Here is a 15,375-nt window from a genome sequence, read left to right on the forward strand (position 1 = left end):
TCTCTGTCTGGCGGATGGTGGCAGGCATTGCAGCCGCGACACGCAAAAGCCGTTATCATAGCCGCCTGTTTGCCTACCTTGCCATGGACACCATGACCGAGAACGACTATCTGACCGCTTGGGGCCTCTACGCCTTCGCCGCTTTGGGCTGCCTGTTGGTGTGGTGGCGCATGACCCGCTGGATCTGGCGCTGGCTGCGCGAGCCGCTGCAGTTGCTGATGGCGGTGCTGCTGCTCAGCCCGACCATTGTCGACCCGGTCAAGACCCAGTTTGCGCCGGCCGTGGCGATTACCGCCCTGGACCTGGTGCTGCATGTCGGCAATAACGCCTGGCGGGCCATTTCCGATCTGTTCATGTACACGATGATCGCGCTGGGCGTGTACATCGTGTTTGTGTTGATCCGCTGGCCCATCGAACGCGCCGCCAACGCCCGCCGCGAGCGCAAGGCGGCTACCGACGCAGCCTTGGCTGCCGAGCCCGTGGACGAAGACGACGAGCCGTTCCGGCGCCCGGCGCCTGCCAGCAGTATGCGGGTCGAACCGCGCCTTTAACGTTGTCTGCCCTGCAGCGAGAGCCCTGGCATGTGTGAATTATTGGGCATGAGTGCCAACGTCCCCACCGACATCGTGTTCAGCTTTACCGGGCTGATGCAGCGGGGCGGGCGTACCGGCCCCCACCGCGACGGCTGGGGCATCGCCTTCTACGAAGGCCGTGGCTTGCGCCTGTTCCAGGACCCGGCTGCCAGCTGCGAGTCGGAAGTCGCGCTGCTGGTGCAGCGTTACCCCATCAAAAGCGAAGTGGTGATTGGCCATATCCGCCAGGCCAATGTGGGCAAGGTGAGCCTGGCCAACACCCACCCGTTCGTGCGCGAACTGTGGGGCCGCAACTGGTGTTTTGCGCACAACGGCCAACTGGCGGACTTCAACCCGCGCGCCACGTTTTATCGGCCAGTGGGCGATACCGACAGCGAAGCGGCGTTCTGTGACCTGCTCAACCGGGTGCGCGAAGCTTTCCCGGAGCCGGTGGAGATCGAACAAGTGCTGCCTGACTTGATCGCCGCCTGCGCCGAATACCGCAGCAAAGGTGTATTCAACTGCCTGCTCAGCGACGGCGATTGGCTGTTTTGCTACTGCTCGACCAAACTGGCACAGATTACCCGGCGCGCACCGTTTGGCCCGGCACGCTTGAAGGATGTCGACGTGATCGTCGATTTTCAGGCCGAAACCACGCCAAATGATGTGGTCACGGTGATCGCCACCGAGCCGCTGACCGACAATGAAAACTGGACCCGCTACGAACCGGGCCAATGGAGCCTGTGGCGACGCGGTGAATGCGTCAGCCAGGGCATTACCGAGTAAGGATATCGACCATGCTGCTCAGTTATTTGCGGTTGGTGCTGTTTGCCATTGGCTTGTTGGTCGGTGTGCAGGTGCCGGGTTTCATCAACGATTACGCCAAGCGCGTCGAGGCCCACCTGATCGAGGCCCAGACCGGCCTCAGCGGGTTTGAAACCACGGCACGCCAGTTTTTCAATGGTGACTTGAAGGCGTTGGTGGCGCATTACCGCGCCAGTGATGACCCGGTGTTCCAGAGCGACGCCAACAGCCTGGGCGCCATGCTTGATCGCCAGGTGGCATTGGATAAGCAATTTCAGGCCATGCAAGGCCCGTGGTACATCCGCGTGCTGCAAGTGGCGGTGGCGGCGGACCCGGATATTCGCCAGGAAACCTGGAACGGCTATAGCTACCAGATCCTGCTGACGCCGGAGGCCATGGGCTGGGGCTTGGGCGGGGCGATGCTGTTGTCGTTCGGCATTGAATGCCTGTTCCGGTTGATCGACTGGGTGGTGTTGGGCGGCAAGCGCCTGCGCCAGAGCCGGCCGATTGAAGAACGAGACCTCAAAGGTCTCTAAAAACCAACTCGGTCAATGTGGGAGCAGGCAAGCCAGCTCCCACAGTTTTAATCCGGTTTGGCCAGTAGCATGTGCTCTTCGCCGACTTCCTCGGCATACCTGGCCACCACCTTCTGGCACAGCCCGACAATCTCCTCCACCAGCTCCACGCCCACACGCCACGACACCACCACCTGTAAATTCGGCAGTTTCTGCGCCATCGGCAGCATCACCAATTCCCCGCGCGCCAATTCTTCGCTGACCAGCACCGGTGGCAGCGCGCCAATACCGAAGCCATCACGCAGCAGGCGGGTAATCGCCGACACTGAATTCACACAGTTCATGCGCGGCGCGGCCACGCCGTTGGCTTGCATCAGGCTCAGCACGTCCTGGTGCGGGTGGGAGTTTTTCGAGTAGGTGATGATGCGCTCCTGGGCCAGTTCGGCGAGGGAGGCGTAGTCGCGGTTGTAGAGGGAGTGGCTGGCGACGATCCAGGCCATCGGGTGGCTGGCCAGTTCCAGGCTGCGCACGGTTTCCAGGCGTAGCAGGTCGGTTTGCAGGATTAAATCGAGGAAGCCTTTTTGCAGCTGATCGCTGAGGTTCAGCGCGGTATCGGCGACTAATTCGATCTCCACCCGCGGAAAATGGTCCATCAATTCGGCCACCAATGGGCTGAGCCAGGTGTGAATCACGGTGTCCATCGCGCCGATGCGAATCCGCCCGACCTTGCTGCTGGTGGTTTCCAGGGACTGCTTCAAACCCTGCATGGTCACCATCATCTGCTCGGCGTAATCGAGCACCTTCAAGCCTTCCGGGGTCAGGCTCACGCCGCGCGAATCGCGCAGAAACAGCTTCACGCCCAACTCGCTTTCGAGCACGGCAATGCGGCTGGAGATCGAGGCCTGGGTGGTGAACAGCTTCTCGGCGGTCAGGCGAAAGCTCTTGAGTTTGGCCACCCAGACGAAGGTTTCGAGGAACTTCAAATTCATGGGATCAACTTTTCTTATGCATGGATCGGTTTTTATTAGTTGGACGCCGCACCGTGCCAGCGCCAAAAATCGAGCTATTCCACGATAAGCGTCGTTGGGTGTCAGGACAAGTTGCGAGTTCTACGTAAAAAATCCCACACTACAAAAAATACAAAACCGACAGGAGCACTGACCGTGAGCCGCTTGCTATTGAATTGCGACATCGGCGAAAGCTTTGGCAACTGGACCATGGGTCTGGACGCCGAGGTCATGCCGTTTATTGATTGCGCCAACGTGGCGTGCGGCTTCCATGCCGGCGACCCGAGCATCATGCGCAAGACCGTCAGCCTGGCGCTCAAGCACGGCGTGCAAGTGGGTGCGCACCCGGCGTACCAGGACCTGCAAGGCTTCGGCCGCCGCTCCATGGCCTACACGCCGCAGGAAATCCAGGACCTGTTGCACTACCAGATCGGCGCCCTCGACGGTATTTGCCGCGCGCAAGGCGCGCGGGTCAGCTACGTCAAACCCCATGGCGCGATGTACAACGACATGATGGCCAACCCCACGCAATTGCGCGCAGTGATCCAGGCCGTAGCCGCCTATGGCGACCTGCCGCTGATGCTGCTGGCTACCCGCGACAACAGCGCGGCCCAGGCCCTGGGCGATGAATACGGCGTGACCCTGTGGTTCGAAGCCTTCGCCGACCGTGCCTACGACCACAAAGGGCACCTGGTCTCGCGCCAGTTGCCCGGCGCCGTCCACCATGACGCTGAAACCATCGTGCAGCAGGCCCTGACCCTTTCCCGTGGCGAGGCCTTGACCGCCAGCGACGGCAGCGCGTTGGTTTTGCAAGCCAACACCCTGTGTGTGCATGGCGATAACGCCAGTTCGGTTGCCGCTGTGAAGCGCATCCGCGAGGCGTTGAAGCCAGCATGAAGCCACGCATTGAAGTGGTAGCGATCGACTGCCTGATGGTGCGTCTGTTTGATGCAATTGCCGAAGCCAACATGCCGTGGATGCTCGCCGCCACTCAACGGCTGCGCGAGGGTTTCGGCGCGGCATTGGTGGATCTGGTGCCGTCCTACACCACGCTGATGGTGCATTACGATCTCAGCGCCTTGAGCCCGGCCCAGGCACGGGAGTTGATCGACCTGGCGCTGACCGACCTGCAACCCCAGGCCCAGGGCAGCGGCCAGTGTCACGTGTTGCCGGTGTGGTACGACTTGAGTGTTGGCCCGGAACTGACCTTGCTCAGCCAGCGCAGTGGCCTTGCGGTAGACGAAGTGATCCGTCGCCACAGCGCCCACGAATACCAAGTGTTCGCCCTCGGCTTCGCGCCCGGTTTTGCCTTTATGGGGCTGGTGGATGAAAGCCTTGCCACGCCACGCCTGAATACCCCGCGCAAACGCGTGGCGGCCGGCAGCGTCGGCATCGCCGAACGGCAAACCGCAGCGTACCCGGTGGTTTCCCCGGGCGGCTGGAACTTGATCGGCCGCACCCCGGCGAAACTGTTCGACCGCGAGCGCGACGGCTACAGCCTGATGCAACCCGGCGACACTGTGCGTTTTGAGGCGGTTGGCCACGCCGAATTTATCCACCTGGGTGGCGATGACACGCCGTTGGAGGCGCAGGCATGAGCCGCTTGTTAATCGAGGCCAGCACGCCGCTGTGCCTGTTGCAGGACGCCGGTCGCTTTGGCGTGCGCCACCTGGGCGTGACCCAGGGCGGCGCGCTGGACTGGGTGTCGATGTCGTGGGCCAACTGGCTGCTGGGCAATGCGCTGGATGCGCCGGTGGTGGAAATCACCTTGGGCGGGTTCATCGTGCAGGCTGAGGATTATTGCCTGCTGGCATTGGCCGGGGCGGATTTGGGCGCGTACATCGACGAGCGCGCGATCAGCCCGGGGCGCAGTTTTATCCTGCAAAAGGGCCAGCGCCTGCGCTTCACCCAGCCGTTCAGTGGCGCGCGGGCTTACCTGGCGGCGCCGGGTGGGTTTGATGCGCCGGATGTGCTCGGCAGTTGCGCCACGGTGGTTCGTGAAGAATTGGGCGGGGTGGACGGTTTCGGCAAGGCGTTGGCCGAAGGCGGGCGCTTGGCCTATTCCGGCACGGGCGGTGCGATGAAGGTATTGAGTGTGCCTGGTTTGCCCGCCAAGGCGCCGCTGGAGGTGATTGTCGGCGCGCAGATCGGGCAGTTCAGCGGGCAGAGTTTGTTCGATGCGTTCAACACCGAATGGGCTCTGGACAGCCGTGCGGATCGCATGGGCATGCGTTTGTTGGGCACGCCGTTGCAGTATCAGGGGCCGTCGTTGATCTCTGAGGGCATTCCGCTGGGGGCGATCCAGGTGCCGCCGGATGGGCAGCCGATTGTGTTGCTCAATGATCGGCAGACGATTGGTGGCTATCCGCGGTTAGGCGCGTTGACGCCATTGGCGCTGGCGCGGCTGGCGCAGTGTTTGCCGGGGGAGAAGGTCAAGTTGGCGCCAGTGGTGCAGGAGACGGCGTATCGGCAACACATCGACTTTTTGCAGCGCTTTTTGAATCGATAAAAGCATCGCAGGCAAGCCAGATCCCACAGGGGAATGTATTCCAAGGTGAAATGCACTCACCTGTGGGAGCTGGCTTGTCGGGTCGCCGCATCGCTGCGATAGCGTCGGTAGCTTCACCGCCTATTTGGAGAGAAAGCGCATCCCTTCTTCCAAGCCCCGAAGGGTCAGCGGATACATCTGATCTTCCACCAACTCCCGCACAATTCCCGTCGACGCCGTATACCCCCACGTGTCTTTCGGGTATGGGTTAATCCAGATCAGCTTCTTGTACTTGGCCATGAAGCGCTGCATCCACACATACCCAGGCTCTTCATTCCAGTGCTCGACGCTGCCGCCGGCCTGGGTGATTTCATACGGCGCCATCGACGCATCGCCGATAAAGATCACTTTGTAATCGGCGCCGTACTTGTGCAGCAAATCCTGGGTAGAGGTGCGCTCCGAGGTGCGGCGCCCGTTGTTCTTCCACACCGACTCGTACACGAAGTTGTGGAAGTAGAAGTACTCCAGGTGCTTGAACTCGGTCTTGCACGCGGAGAACAGCTCTTCGCAGATCTTCACATGCGCATCCATCGAACCGCCGATGTCGAACAGCAACAGCAGCTTGATGGTGTTACGCCGCTCCGGACGCATCTGGATATTCAGCAGCCCGGCATCGCGGGCGGTGTGGTCGATGGTGCCGTCGATGTCGAGCTCTTCGGCCGCACCCTGGCGCGCGAATTTGCGCAGGCGGCGCAGGGCGATTTTGATGTTGCGCGTGCCCAGTTCCACCTGATCGTCGAGGTTCTTGTACTCGCGCTGGTCCCAGACTTTCACCGCCTTGCCCTGGCGCTTGCCAGCGTCACCCACGCGAATGCCTTCCGGGTTGTAGCCGCCGGAGCCGAACGGGCTGGTGCCGCCGGTGCCGATCCATTTGTTACCGCCGGCGTGGCGTTCTTTCTGTTCTTCCAGGCGTTTTTTGAATTCTTCGATCAGCTTGTCCAGGCCGCCGAGGGACTGGATTTGCGCGCGCTCTTCATCGCTCAGTGAGCGTTCGAACTCCTTGCGCAGCCAGTCTTCGGGGATCAGCGCCTGCAAGTGGTCGTCGAGCTTTTCCAGGCCGTTGAAATAGGCGCCGAACGCACGGTCGAACTTGTCGAAATGCCGCTCGTCCTTGACCAGGATCGCCCGGGCCAAGTAATAAAACTCGTCCATGTCGGCGAAGACCACCCGCTGTTTCAGCGCGTTGATCAGGTCGAGCAGCTCGCGCACCGACACCGGCACCTTGGCGGCACGCATTTCATTGAACAGGTTGAGCAACATTATCGATTACCGCGACGGCTCATGAATGCCAGACGTTCCAGCAATTGTACGTCTTGCTCGTTCTTCACCAGCGCACCGGCCAGCGGTGGGATGGCCTTGGTCGGGTCGCGTTCGCGCAGCACGGCTTCGCCAATGTTGTCGGCCATCAGCAACTTGAGCCAGTCGACCAGTTCGGAAGTGGAGGGCTTTTTCTTCAGGCCCGGCACTTTGCGTACGTCGAAGAACACGTCCAGCGCTTCGCTGACCAGGTCTTTCTTGATGTCGGGGTAGTGCACATCGACGATCTTTTGCAGGGTAGTGCGGTCGGGGAAAGCGATGTAGTGGAAGAAGCAGCGGCGCAGGAACGCGTCCGGCAGCTCTTTTTCGTTGTTGGAGGTAATGATGATGATCGGGCGTTTCTTGGCCTTGATAGTCTCGTCGATTTCGTAGACGTAGAACTCCATCTTGTCGAGTTCTTGCAGCAAGTCGTTAGGGAACTCGATGTCGGCCTTGTCGATTTCATCGATCAGCAGAATCACCCGTTCCTCGGACTCGAAGGCTTCCCAGAGCTTGCCCTTTTTCAGGTAGTTGCGCACGTCGTGCACCTTGTCCACGCCCAACTGCGAGTCGCGCAGACGGCTGACCGCGTCGTACTCGTAGAGGCCCTGATGCGCCTTGGTGGTGGACTTGATGTGCCAGGTGATCAGCCTGGCGCCGAAGGATTCGGCCAGTTGCTCAGCAAGCATGGTCTTGCCGGTGCCGGGCTCGCCCTTGACCAGCAACGGCCGCTCCAGGGTGATGGCGGCGTTGACGGCCAGTTTCAGGTCATCGGTAGCCACATAGGCCTGGGTGCCTTCGAACTTCATCGGTCATTCCTCGAATTCATCAATGCCCCGACTATACCGCGCGGCCCCGGCGACTGTGAACGCAGACGGGTTATTCAGTCTCTGAATGGCCGGTCACATCACAGTCCACATGCGGGAGCGGGCTTGTGTGGGAGCGGGCTTGCCCGCGATGCAGGCAACTCGGGTTATCTGTTACACCGAGTTGATGCTATCGCAGGCAAGCCCGCTCCCACACAAGCCCGCTCCCACATTTAATTAGCGCTAGGTTTGGGCTGTTCATAGCGTGCATTGAACGCCTGGATGAATCCATTGCGCAAAATCGCCAAAAACGCAGAGAACGCGCTGACATTTTGCTGGTGCACGCTGCCGCTGAGTTCGACGCGGGTGGCAAACTGGTTTTTGTTCTGGTTCTTCAAGACGGTCTCGCTGGCGCCGACCACGGCCTCCCAGATCGAGCGGAAGATGTTTTTGTCTTTGTTTTCGACATCCTGTTTCCAGTCGAACACCTCTACGTCGCGCAGCAGGGGCTTGATATAGCCGCTCAGTTGGCCTTTTTCGGCCTGGGCTTCGATCACCACATCGCCGGTGCCGGCCTTGAAGTCGAATTTGCCGTACGCCGAGGCGAAGTCATTCATGCGCTTGAGTTGCAAGTCCTTGGCGCGAAAGCGAAATTCGAAGTCTTCAAAGTTGCTCAGCGGGTCAAAGGTGGCATTGGCTTCCAGCGGCGCCTGGCCTTGCAGCAGGGCTTTGCCTTCGAAGCTGGCGTCGCGCTTGCCTTTGATGTCGACCACATTGGTCAAGTTGTAAAAGCTGGCGTTGACCGAGGTGGCGTTGATATTCACCGGCGGCTTGGAGTTGAAGTTGTGGAAGGCGATCTTGGCGTCTTCGATGCGCACTTCGTTCAGGGTAATCGGCAACAGCTTGCCCAGCTGTTCGCGCCAGTCGGTGCCTTTACCGGTCTGGGACGCCTGTTGGTTGCCACCGTCGACGAAGTTCAGCTCCGGCTTGATGAACTGCACCTCGGCAACCACGGCATGGTCGTACCACAGCGAATGCCAGCTCACAGACAAGTCGATCACCGGCGCTTTCACGAACGGAACCGGCACTTTGCCGTCGACTTTAACGATCTGCAGGCCATTGATCTTGTACGCGCCGCGCCACAACGCCACGTCCACGTCAGTGACTTGGCCACGGTAATCGCCCATGTCGGCGAGTTTGTCGTTGAGGTAGTTGCGCACCAGGTAGGGCAGGGCGAGGTCCAGGGCGATCAGCACTACCACCAGTACGGCGACGATCCATAGCAGCCCACTGTAACGACGTTTCATATCAGGTTCTCCAACGTTATAGGCGATGGACCGCGCGCACGGGCGCAACGTTCCTCTGACTGGACGCCTCCCACCCTGAGGCATACCCTTGGGGCCTTCCTGAAATTGCTTTAAGGACCGCCATGAGCCGTATCTTTGCAGACAACGCGCACTCCATCGGTAACACGCCCCTGGTTCAGATCAACCGCATCGCACCGCGTGGCGTGACCATCCTGGCCAAGATCGAGGGGCGTAACCCGGGTTATTCGGTGAAGTGCCGCATTGGCGCAAACATGATCTGGGACGCTGAAAGCACCGGTAAGCTCAAGCCGGGCATGACCATCGTAGAACCGACCTCCGGCAACACCGGTATCGGCCTGGCGTTTGTCGCGGCGGCCCGTGGCTACAAGCTGCTGCTGACCATGCCGGCGTCCATGAGCATCGAGCGGCGTAAAGTGCTCAAGGCCCTTGGCGCCGAGCTGGTGTTGACTGAGCCGGCCAAGGGCATGCCAGGCGCCATCGCAAAAGCCGCTGAGATCGTCGCCAGCGACCCGGCCACCTACTTTATGCCGGGCCAGTTCGAAAACCCGGCCAACCCGGCGATCCACGAGAAAACCACCGGCCCGGAGATCTGGAACGACACCGATGGCGCTGTGGACGTGCTGGTCGCCGGCGTAGGCACCGGTGGCACCATTACCGGCGTGTCGCGCTATATCAAGAACATTGCGGGCAAGCCGATTTTGTCAGTGGCGGTGGAGCCGCTCGTCTCGCCGGTGATCACCCAGGCGCTGGCCGGTGAGGAGATCAAGCCAAGCGCCCACAAGATCCAGGGCATCGGCGCCGGGTTTGTGCCGAAGAACCTCGATTTGTCGATGGTTGACCGCGTGGAACTGGTGACCGATGAGGAATCCAAGGCCATGGCCCTGCGTTTGATGCAGGAAGAAGGGATTCTGTGTGGTATCTCCTGCGGCGCCGCCATGGCCGTGGCGGTACGTTTGGCCGAGAAACCGGACATGCAGGGCAAGACCATCGTGGTGATCCTGCCGGACTCCGGTGAGCGCTACCTGTCGAGCATGCTGTTCAGTGATTTGTTTACTGAGCAGGAAAACCAGGCTTGATAGCTTCCGTGAAGTGAGCGGGCTTGTTGTGGCAAGCCCGCTCGCCACGACAGCCCGGCTAGCCACAACAAACCTGCAAGCCACAAGGGCCCTAGGGTGTTGATTTATATCAGCCGGTCGGCCTGGGCCTTCTGCATAATGGCTCAACTGTTTATCATGGCCGGCTGCTACGTCTGGTTTCCCGTTGACGGGAGGTTGCTGGCCAGGCGCTTATTTCCAGGAGTTGCTGCATGACCTTTTCTTTGGCCGCCAAACTGTCGGTGTTGCTGCTGTTTATCGGCAGCACGCTGTATGTGCACTTGCGTGGCAAGGCCCGTTTGCCGATGTTGCGTCAGTTCGTCAACCATTCGGCGCTGTTCGCCCCGTATAACGCCCTGATGTACCTGTTCTCGGCCGTGCCGTCCAAACCGTACCTGGACCGCAGCAAGTTCCCGGAGCTGGATGTGCTCAAGGACAACTGGGAAGTGATCCGCGAAGAGGCCATGCACCTGTTCGACGAGGGTTACATCCGCGCCGCTGAAAAGAACAACGACGCCGGTTTCGGTTCGTTCTTCAAGAAGGGCTGGAAGCGTTTCTACCTCAAGTGGTACGACAAACCGCTGCCCTCGGCCGAGGCGCTGTGCCCGAAAACCGTGGCTTTGGTTAGCAGTATCCCCAACGTCAAGGGCGCGATGTTCGCGCTGTTGCCGGGCGGTAGCCACCTCAACCCGCACCGTGACCCGTTTGCCGGTTCCCTGCGTTATCACCTGGGCTTGTCCACGCCGAACTCCGATGACTGCCGCATCTTCGTCGACGGCCAGGTCTATGCCTGGCGCGACGGTGAAGACGTGATGTTCGACGAAACCTACGTGCACTGGGTGAAAAACGAAACCGACCAGACCCGCGTAATCCTGTTCTGCGACATCGAACGCCCGCTGAGCAACCGCGTGATGACCCGCATCAACCGCTGGGTCAGCAAGCAACTGGGCCGCGCAACCGCCCCGCAGAACCTCGACGACGAACGCGTGGGTGGGATCAACCAGGCCTACGCCTGGAGCAAGACCTTCAGCGACAAGTTCAGTGGTGTGGTCAAGCAGTGGAAGCGCAAGCATCCCAAGGCCTACCGCATTGCGCGGCCGGTGCTGGCTGTAGTGGTATTGGTGCTGCTGTGGAAGTGGTTGTTCGGCTAAACCACGCGGCATAGAAAAGGCGCTGTATCGAAAGATGCAGCGCCTTTTTTTATGCCTGGAATGTGATCAAAACTGTGGGAGCTGGCTTGCCTGCGATATCGTTCTGCCAGCTACACAGAGGTAGGCTGACCCACCGCCATCTAAGGCAAGCCAGCTCCCATATTGATCTACATCGATCTGAGGATCGCCTTAAGAGGCGATCAACTGGCGCAGTACATAGTGCAGAATCCCACCCGCCTTGAAGTATTCCACTTCATTCAAGGTATCAATCCGGCACAGCACCTCGACCTTCTCGCTGCTGCCATCCTCGCGCGTAATCACCAATGTCAGGCTCATCCGCGGTTCGATGTCGGCATCGGTCAGCCCGAGTATGTCGATCTTCTCCTTGCCGGTGAGCTTGAGCGCTTTGCGGTTCTGGTCCAGCTTGAACTGCAATGGCAGCACGCCCATGCCCACTAGGTTGGAACGGTGAATCCGCTCAAAACTCTCGGCGATCACCGCTTTGACGCCCAGCAGGTTGGTGCCCTTGGCCGCCCAGTCGCGGCTTGAACCGGTGCCGTACTCTTGGCCGGCGATCACCACCAATGGCGTGCCCGAGGCCTGGTATTGCATGGCCGCGTCGTAGATCGGCATTTTCTCGCCGGTGGGGATGTACAGCGTGTTGCCGCCTTCTTCGCCGCCGAGCATTTCATTGCGGATACGGATGTTGGCAAAAGTGCCGCGCATCATCACTTCATGGTTGCCCCGGCGTGAACCGTAGGAGTTGAAGTCACGTGGCTCCACGCCTTGCTCGCGCAGGTAGCGGCCGGCGGGGCTGTCGGTCTTGATATTACCGGCAGGGGAGATGTGGTCGGTGGTTACCGAATCGCCGAGCAATGCCAACACGTTGGCGCCTTTGACGTCTTTGATCACCGGCAGTGGCCCGGCAATGTCGTCAAAGAACGGTGGGTGCTGAATGTAGGTGGAATCCTTCTGCCACACGTAAGTCGCGGCCTGCGGCACTTCAATGGCTTGCCACTGCTCGTCACCGGCGAATACCGCAGCGTATTCCTTGTGGAACATGCCGGTGCTGACTTGGGCCACGGCGTCGGCGATTTCCTGGCTGCTCGGCCAGATGTCCTTCAGGTACACCGGCTTGCCGTCTTTGCCTTCGCCCAGCGGCTCGCTGCTGATGTCGATACGCACGGTGCCGGCCAACGCATAGGCGACCACCAGGGGCGGCGAGGCCAGCCAGTTGGTTTTCACCAGAGGGTGAACGCGGCCCTCGAAGTTACGGTTGCCGGACAGCACCGAGGCCACGGCGAGGTCGGCTTTCTGGATGGCTTTTTCGATGGGCTCCGGCAGTGGGCCGGAGTTGCCGATGCAGGTGGTGCAGCCATAGCCCACCAGATCGAAGCCAAGCTGATCGAGGTAGTGGGTGAGGCCCGCCGCCTTGTAGTAGTCGGTGACCACTTTGGAACCGGGCGCCAGCGAGGTTTTCACCCAGGGTTTACTGGTCAGGCCTTTCTCCACGGCTTTTTTCGCCACCAGACCTGCGGCCATCATCACGCTCGGGTTGGAGGTGTTGGTACAGGACGTGATCGCGGCAATCACCACCGCGCCGTTTTTCAGGCGATAGGTGCGGCCGTCGTATTCATAATCGGTTTCGCCTACCAAGTCGGCATTGCCCACGGCAACACCGCCACCGCCTTCACTTTCCAGGCGGCCTTCTTCTTTGTTGGTGGGTTTGAATTGCAGGTCGAGGAAGTCGCTGAAGGCTTGGGCCACATTCGGCAGCGAAACCCGGTCCTGCGGGCGTTTCGGCCCGGCGAGGCTGGCTTCGACGCTGCCCATGTCCAGCGCCAGGGTGTCGGTGAACACGGGCTCCTGACCGGCGTTGCGCCACAGGCCCTGGGCCTTGGTGTAAGCCTCAACCAGCTTGACGGTTTCTGCCGGGCGGCCGGACAGGCGCAGGTAGTCCAGGGTTACGTCGTCCACCGGGAAAAAGCCGCAGGTGGCGCCGTATTCCGGGGCCATGTTGGCGATGGTGGCACGGTCGGCCAGCGGCAGGTCGGCCAAGCCGTCGCCGTAGAACTCGACGAACTTACCCACCACACCTTTTTTACGCAGCATCTGGGTGACCGTCAGCACCAGGTCGGTGGCGGTAATGCCTTCTTTCAGTTTGCCGGTGAGCTTGAAGCCGATCACTTCTGGAATCAGCATCGACACCGGCTGGCCAAGCATTGCCGCTTCAGCTTCGATCCCGCCCACGCCCCAGCCGAGTACGCCCAGGCCGTTGATCATGGTGGTGTGCGAGTCGGTGCCCACCAGTGTGTCGGGGAAGGCATAGGTGCGGCCGTCTTCGTCCTTGGTCCACACGGTGCGGCCGAGGTATTCAAGGTTGACTTGGTGGCAGATGCCGGTGCCCGGCGGCACCACGCTGAAGTTATCGAAGGCACTTTGGCCCCAACGCAGGAAGGCGTAGCGTTCGCCGTTACGCTGCATTTCGATGTCGACGTTTTGCTCGAAGGCGCTGCTGGTGCCGAACTTGTCGACCATCACCGAGTGGTCGATGACCAAATCCACGGGAGACAACGGGTTGATGCGCTGCGGGTCGCCACCGGCCTTGGCCACGGCGGCGCGCATGGCCGCCAGGTCGACCACGGCAGGTACGCCGGTAAAGTCTTGCATCAGTACCCGGGCTGGGCGGTATTGAATCTCGCGGTCGGACCGGCGCTCTTTGAGCCAGGCGGCGATGGCCTTGAGGTCGGTGCCGGTGACGGTCTTGGCGTCTTCCCAGCGCAGCAGGTTTTCCAGCAGCACCTTTAGGGACATCGGCAGCTTATCCAGGTCACCCAGGCTCTTGGCCGCTTCGGGCAAGCTGAAGTAATGGTAGGTCTTGGCGTCAATTTGCAGGGTTTTAAGGGTTCTCAGGCTATCAAGGGATGGCATTACATGACTCCTTATGGTCCGCACGGCTACGGACCTGACGGGACGAACAGAGCGTTCAACTTAGCCCTGTTTTCATTAGCAGGCTAATAACTGGACTCTATCGTTAAGTCCAAGGTTCCGAACTCGGCTATCATGCGCGCGTTTTCATGACAGGTAGTGCGATAGCGCAATGCCGGTTGAGTCACCAGGAGAGTTGATGAACACCCTTTTTATGCACTGCCGCCCGGGTTTTGAAGGCGAAGTCTGTTCCGAGATCGCGGAACACGCCGCGCGCCTGAACGTTTCCGGCTATGCCAAGACCAAGACCGGCAGCGCCTGCGCCGAATTTGTCTGCACCGAAGAAGACGGCGCCCAGCGCCTGATGCACGGCCAGCGCTTTGCCGAGCTGATCTTCCCAAGGCAGTGGGCGCGCGGGGTGTTTATCGACCTGCCGGAAACCGACCGCATCAGCGTGATCCTCGCCCACCTGCAAGGCTTCCCGCTGTGCGGCAGCCTGTGGCTGGAGATGGTCGACACCAACGACGGCAAGGAACTGTCGAACTTCTGCAAGAAATTCGAAGTGCACCTGCGCAAAGCCTTGTTGAATGCCGGCAAGCTGATTGACGACCCGAGCAAGCCGCGCCTGCTGCTGACCTTCAAGAGCGGTCGCGAAGTGTTCATGGGCCTGGCCGAGTCGAACAACTCGGCGATGTGGCCGATGGGCATCCCGCGCCTCAAGTTCCCGCGTGACGCACCTAGCCGTTCGACCTTGAAGCTGGAAGAGGCCTGGCACCACTTCATCCCCCGCGACCAGTGGGACGAGCGCCTGCACGGCGACATGACTGGCGTTGACCTCGGCGCAGCCCCCGGCGGCTGGACCTGGCAATTGGTCAACCGTGGCATGCTGGTGACCGCCATCGATAACGGCCCGATGGCCGAAAGCCTCATGGACACGGGACTTGTGCAGCATTTGATGGCCGACGGCTTCACCTTCGTGCCCAAGCAGCCGGTGGATTGGATGGTCTGCGATATCGTCGAGAAGCCGGCGCGTAACGCGGCGCTGCTGGAAACCTGGATAGGCGAGGGCTATTGCCGTGAGGCAGTGGTGAACCTGAAGTTGCCGATGAAGCAGCGTTACGCCGAGGTGAAACGCCTGCTGGAGCGCATTGAAGAAGGCTTCAAGGCGCGTGGCATTCGTGTTGAGATCGGCTGCAAGCAGCTGTACCACGACCGTGAGGAAGTGACGTGCCATTTGCGTCGGCTGGTGGATGTGAAGAAACCTAAGGCCCGCTGAGTTCTAATGTGGGAGCTGGCTTGCCTGCGATAGCGGTATAACAGTAGACG

Annotated in this window: 14 protein-coding genes; 9 read left to right on the plus strand and 5 right to left on the minus strand. The window is 60.5% G+C overall.

Annotated features, from left to right (window positions below; genetic code table 11):
- Positions 1-14 precede the first annotated feature (14 nt).
- The 3 genes from K0P33_RS09325 to K0P33_RS09335 are packed head-to-tail and all read left to right on the plus strand — an operon-like array spanning position 15 to position 1,912.
- Positions 15-551 (plus strand): MFS transporter, encoded by a 537-nt coding sequence (locus tag K0P33_RS09325; protein WP_094951184.1) that lies wholly within the window; start codon positions 15-17, stop codon positions 549-551.
- 30 nt (positions 552-581) lie between these two features.
- Positions 582-1,358: a class II glutamine amidotransferase gene (locus tag K0P33_RS09330; protein ID WP_094951183.1), complete on the plus strand. Its 777-nt coding sequence runs from the start codon at positions 582-584 to the stop codon at positions 1,356-1,358.
- Positions 1,359-1,369: 11 nt separating this feature from the next.
- Positions 1,370-1,912, plus strand: coding sequence for a DUF2937 family protein (locus K0P33_RS09335; RefSeq protein WP_094951182.1), 543 nt, complete (start codon positions 1,370-1,372; stop codon positions 1,910-1,912).
- Positions 1,913-1,959: 47 nt separating this feature from the next.
- Here the strand turns inward: K0P33_RS09335 and K0P33_RS09340 are convergent, their stop codons facing one another.
- Positions 1,960-2,880: a LysR family transcriptional regulator gene (locus K0P33_RS09340; RefSeq protein WP_242154966.1), complete on the minus strand. Its 921-nt coding sequence runs from the start codon at positions 2,878-2,880 to the stop codon at positions 1,960-1,962.
- A gap of 174 nt (positions 2,881-3,054) precedes the next feature.
- Between K0P33_RS09340 and K0P33_RS09345 the strand changes: the two genes are divergently transcribed.
- The 3 genes from K0P33_RS09345 to K0P33_RS09355 are packed head-to-tail and all read left to right on the plus strand — an operon-like array spanning position 3,055 to position 5,407.
- Entirely contained in the window at positions 3,055-3,795 is a 741-nt protein-coding gene (locus tag K0P33_RS09345) for a 5-oxoprolinase subunit PxpA (protein ID WP_094951180.1), read from the plus strand.
- Positions 3,792-4,496 carry an allophanate hydrolase subunit 1 gene (locus tag K0P33_RS09350; RefSeq protein WP_242154968.1) on the plus strand — a complete coding sequence of 235 codons (705 nt, stop codon included), beginning with the start codon at positions 3,792-3,794 and terminating at the stop codon, positions 4,494-4,496. Before K0P33_RS09345 ends, K0P33_RS09350 begins: the two co-directional genes overlap by 4 nt.
- The gene (locus K0P33_RS09355) at positions 4,493-5,407 is read left to right on the plus strand and encodes a biotin-dependent carboxyltransferase family protein (RefSeq protein WP_242154970.1); all 915 of its coding nucleotides are present in this window, start codon (positions 4,493-4,495) and stop codon (positions 5,405-5,407) included. The genes K0P33_RS09350 and K0P33_RS09355 overlap by 4 nt, the downstream gene beginning before the upstream one ends.
- A 120-nt stretch (positions 5,408-5,527) precedes the next feature.
- Here K0P33_RS09355 and K0P33_RS09360 read toward each other — a convergent pair whose 3' ends face one another.
- From K0P33_RS09360 to K0P33_RS09370, 3 genes are all read right to left on the minus strand, one after another.
- Positions 5,528-6,706, minus strand: a complete 1,179-nt coding sequence (locus K0P33_RS09360; RefSeq protein WP_094951177.1) for a VWA domain-containing protein — start codon at positions 6,704-6,706, stop codon at positions 5,528-5,530.
- Positions 6,706-7,551 carry a MoxR family ATPase gene (locus tag K0P33_RS09365; protein WP_003189627.1) on the minus strand — a complete coding sequence of 282 codons (846 nt, stop codon included), beginning with the start codon at positions 7,549-7,551 and terminating at the stop codon, positions 6,706-6,708. The genes K0P33_RS09360 and K0P33_RS09365 overlap by 1 nt, the downstream gene beginning before the upstream one ends.
- Before the next feature lie 230 nt (positions 7,552-7,781).
- Complete coding sequence (locus tag K0P33_RS09370) at positions 7,782-8,855, minus strand: DUF748 domain-containing protein (protein WP_094951176.1); 1,074 nt, start codon at positions 8,853-8,855, stop codon at positions 7,782-7,784.
- 122 nt (positions 8,856-8,977) lie between these two features.
- Between K0P33_RS09370 and cysK the strand changes: the two genes are divergently transcribed.
- Positions 8,978-9,952 (plus strand): cysteine synthase A, encoded by a 975-nt coding sequence (gene cysK / locus K0P33_RS09375; RefSeq protein WP_094951175.1) that lies wholly within the window; start codon positions 8,978-8,980, stop codon positions 9,950-9,952.
- Between the two features lie 230 nt (positions 9,953-10,182).
- Positions 10,183-11,121 (plus strand): aspartyl/asparaginyl beta-hydroxylase domain-containing protein, encoded by a 939-nt coding sequence (locus K0P33_RS09380; protein ID WP_094951174.1) that lies wholly within the window; start codon positions 10,183-10,185, stop codon positions 11,119-11,121.
- A 189-nt stretch (positions 11,122-11,310) separates the two neighbouring features.
- Here the strand turns inward: K0P33_RS09380 and acnA are convergent, their stop codons facing one another.
- Positions 11,311-14,052: an aconitate hydratase AcnA gene (gene acnA / locus K0P33_RS09385; protein ID WP_242154973.1), complete on the minus strand. Its 2,742-nt coding sequence runs from the start codon at positions 14,050-14,052 to the stop codon at positions 11,311-11,313.
- 196 nt (positions 14,053-14,248) lie between these two features.
- Between acnA and rlmM the strand changes: the two genes are divergently transcribed.
- Positions 14,249-15,325, plus strand: a complete 1,077-nt coding sequence (rlmM, locus tag K0P33_RS09390) for a 23S rRNA (cytidine(2498)-2'-O)-methyltransferase RlmM (protein WP_094951172.1) — start codon at positions 14,249-14,251, stop codon at positions 15,323-15,325.
- Positions 15,326-15,375: the final 50 nt, after the last annotated feature.

Source organism: Pseudomonas sp. ArH3a (genome assembly GCF_022648765.1).
Lineage (GTDB): Bacteria > Pseudomonadota > Gammaproteobacteria > Pseudomonadales > Pseudomonadaceae > Aquipseudomonas.

What these genes read in the sequence shown, in the direction of transcription:
- K0P33_RS09325 (WP_094951184.1), top strand. Translation starts at nt 15, where the DNA reads ATGGTGGCAGGCATTGCAGCCGCGACACGCAAAAGCCGTTATCATAGC.
- K0P33_RS09330 (WP_094951183.1), top strand. Translation starts at nt 582, where the DNA reads ATGTGTGAATTATTGGGCATGAGTGCCAACGTCCCCACCGACATCGTG.
- K0P33_RS09335 (WP_094951182.1), top strand. Translation starts at nt 1,370, where the DNA reads ATGCTGCTCAGTTATTTGCGGTTGGTGCTGTTTGCCATTGGCTTGTTG.
- K0P33_RS09340 (WP_242154966.1), bottom strand. Translation starts at nt 2,880, where the DNA reads ATGAATTTGAAGTTCCTCGAAACCTTCGTCTGGGTGGCCAAACTCAAG.
- K0P33_RS09350 (WP_242154968.1), top strand. Translation starts at nt 3,792, where the DNA reads ATGAAGCCACGCATTGAAGTGGTAGCGATCGACTGCCTGATGGTGCGT.
- K0P33_RS09355 (WP_242154970.1), top strand. Translation starts at nt 4,493, where the DNA reads ATGAGCCGCTTGTTAATCGAGGCCAGCACGCCGCTGTGCCTGTTGCAG.
- K0P33_RS09360 (WP_094951177.1), bottom strand. Translation starts at nt 6,706, where the DNA reads ATGTTGCTCAACCTGTTCAATGAAATGCGTGCCGCCAAGGTGCCGGTG.
- K0P33_RS09365 (WP_003189627.1), bottom strand. Translation starts at nt 7,551, where the DNA reads ATGAAGTTCGAAGGCACCCAGGCCTATGTGGCTACCGATGACCTGAAA.
- K0P33_RS09370 (WP_094951176.1), bottom strand. Translation starts at nt 8,855, where the DNA reads ATGAAACGTCGTTACAGTGGGCTGCTATGGATCGTCGCCGTACTGGTG.
- cysK (WP_094951175.1), top strand. Translation starts at nt 8,978, where the DNA reads ATGAGCCGTATCTTTGCAGACAACGCGCACTCCATCGGTAACACGCCC.
- K0P33_RS09380 (WP_094951174.1), top strand. Translation starts at nt 10,183, where the DNA reads ATGACCTTTTCTTTGGCCGCCAAACTGTCGGTGTTGCTGCTGTTTATC.
- acnA (WP_242154973.1), bottom strand. Translation starts at nt 14,052, where the DNA reads ATGCCATCCCTTGATAGCCTGAGAACCCTTAAAACCCTGCAAATTGAC.
- rlmM (WP_094951172.1), top strand. Translation starts at nt 14,249, where the DNA reads ATGAACACCCTTTTTATGCACTGCCGCCCGGGTTTTGAAGGCGAAGTC.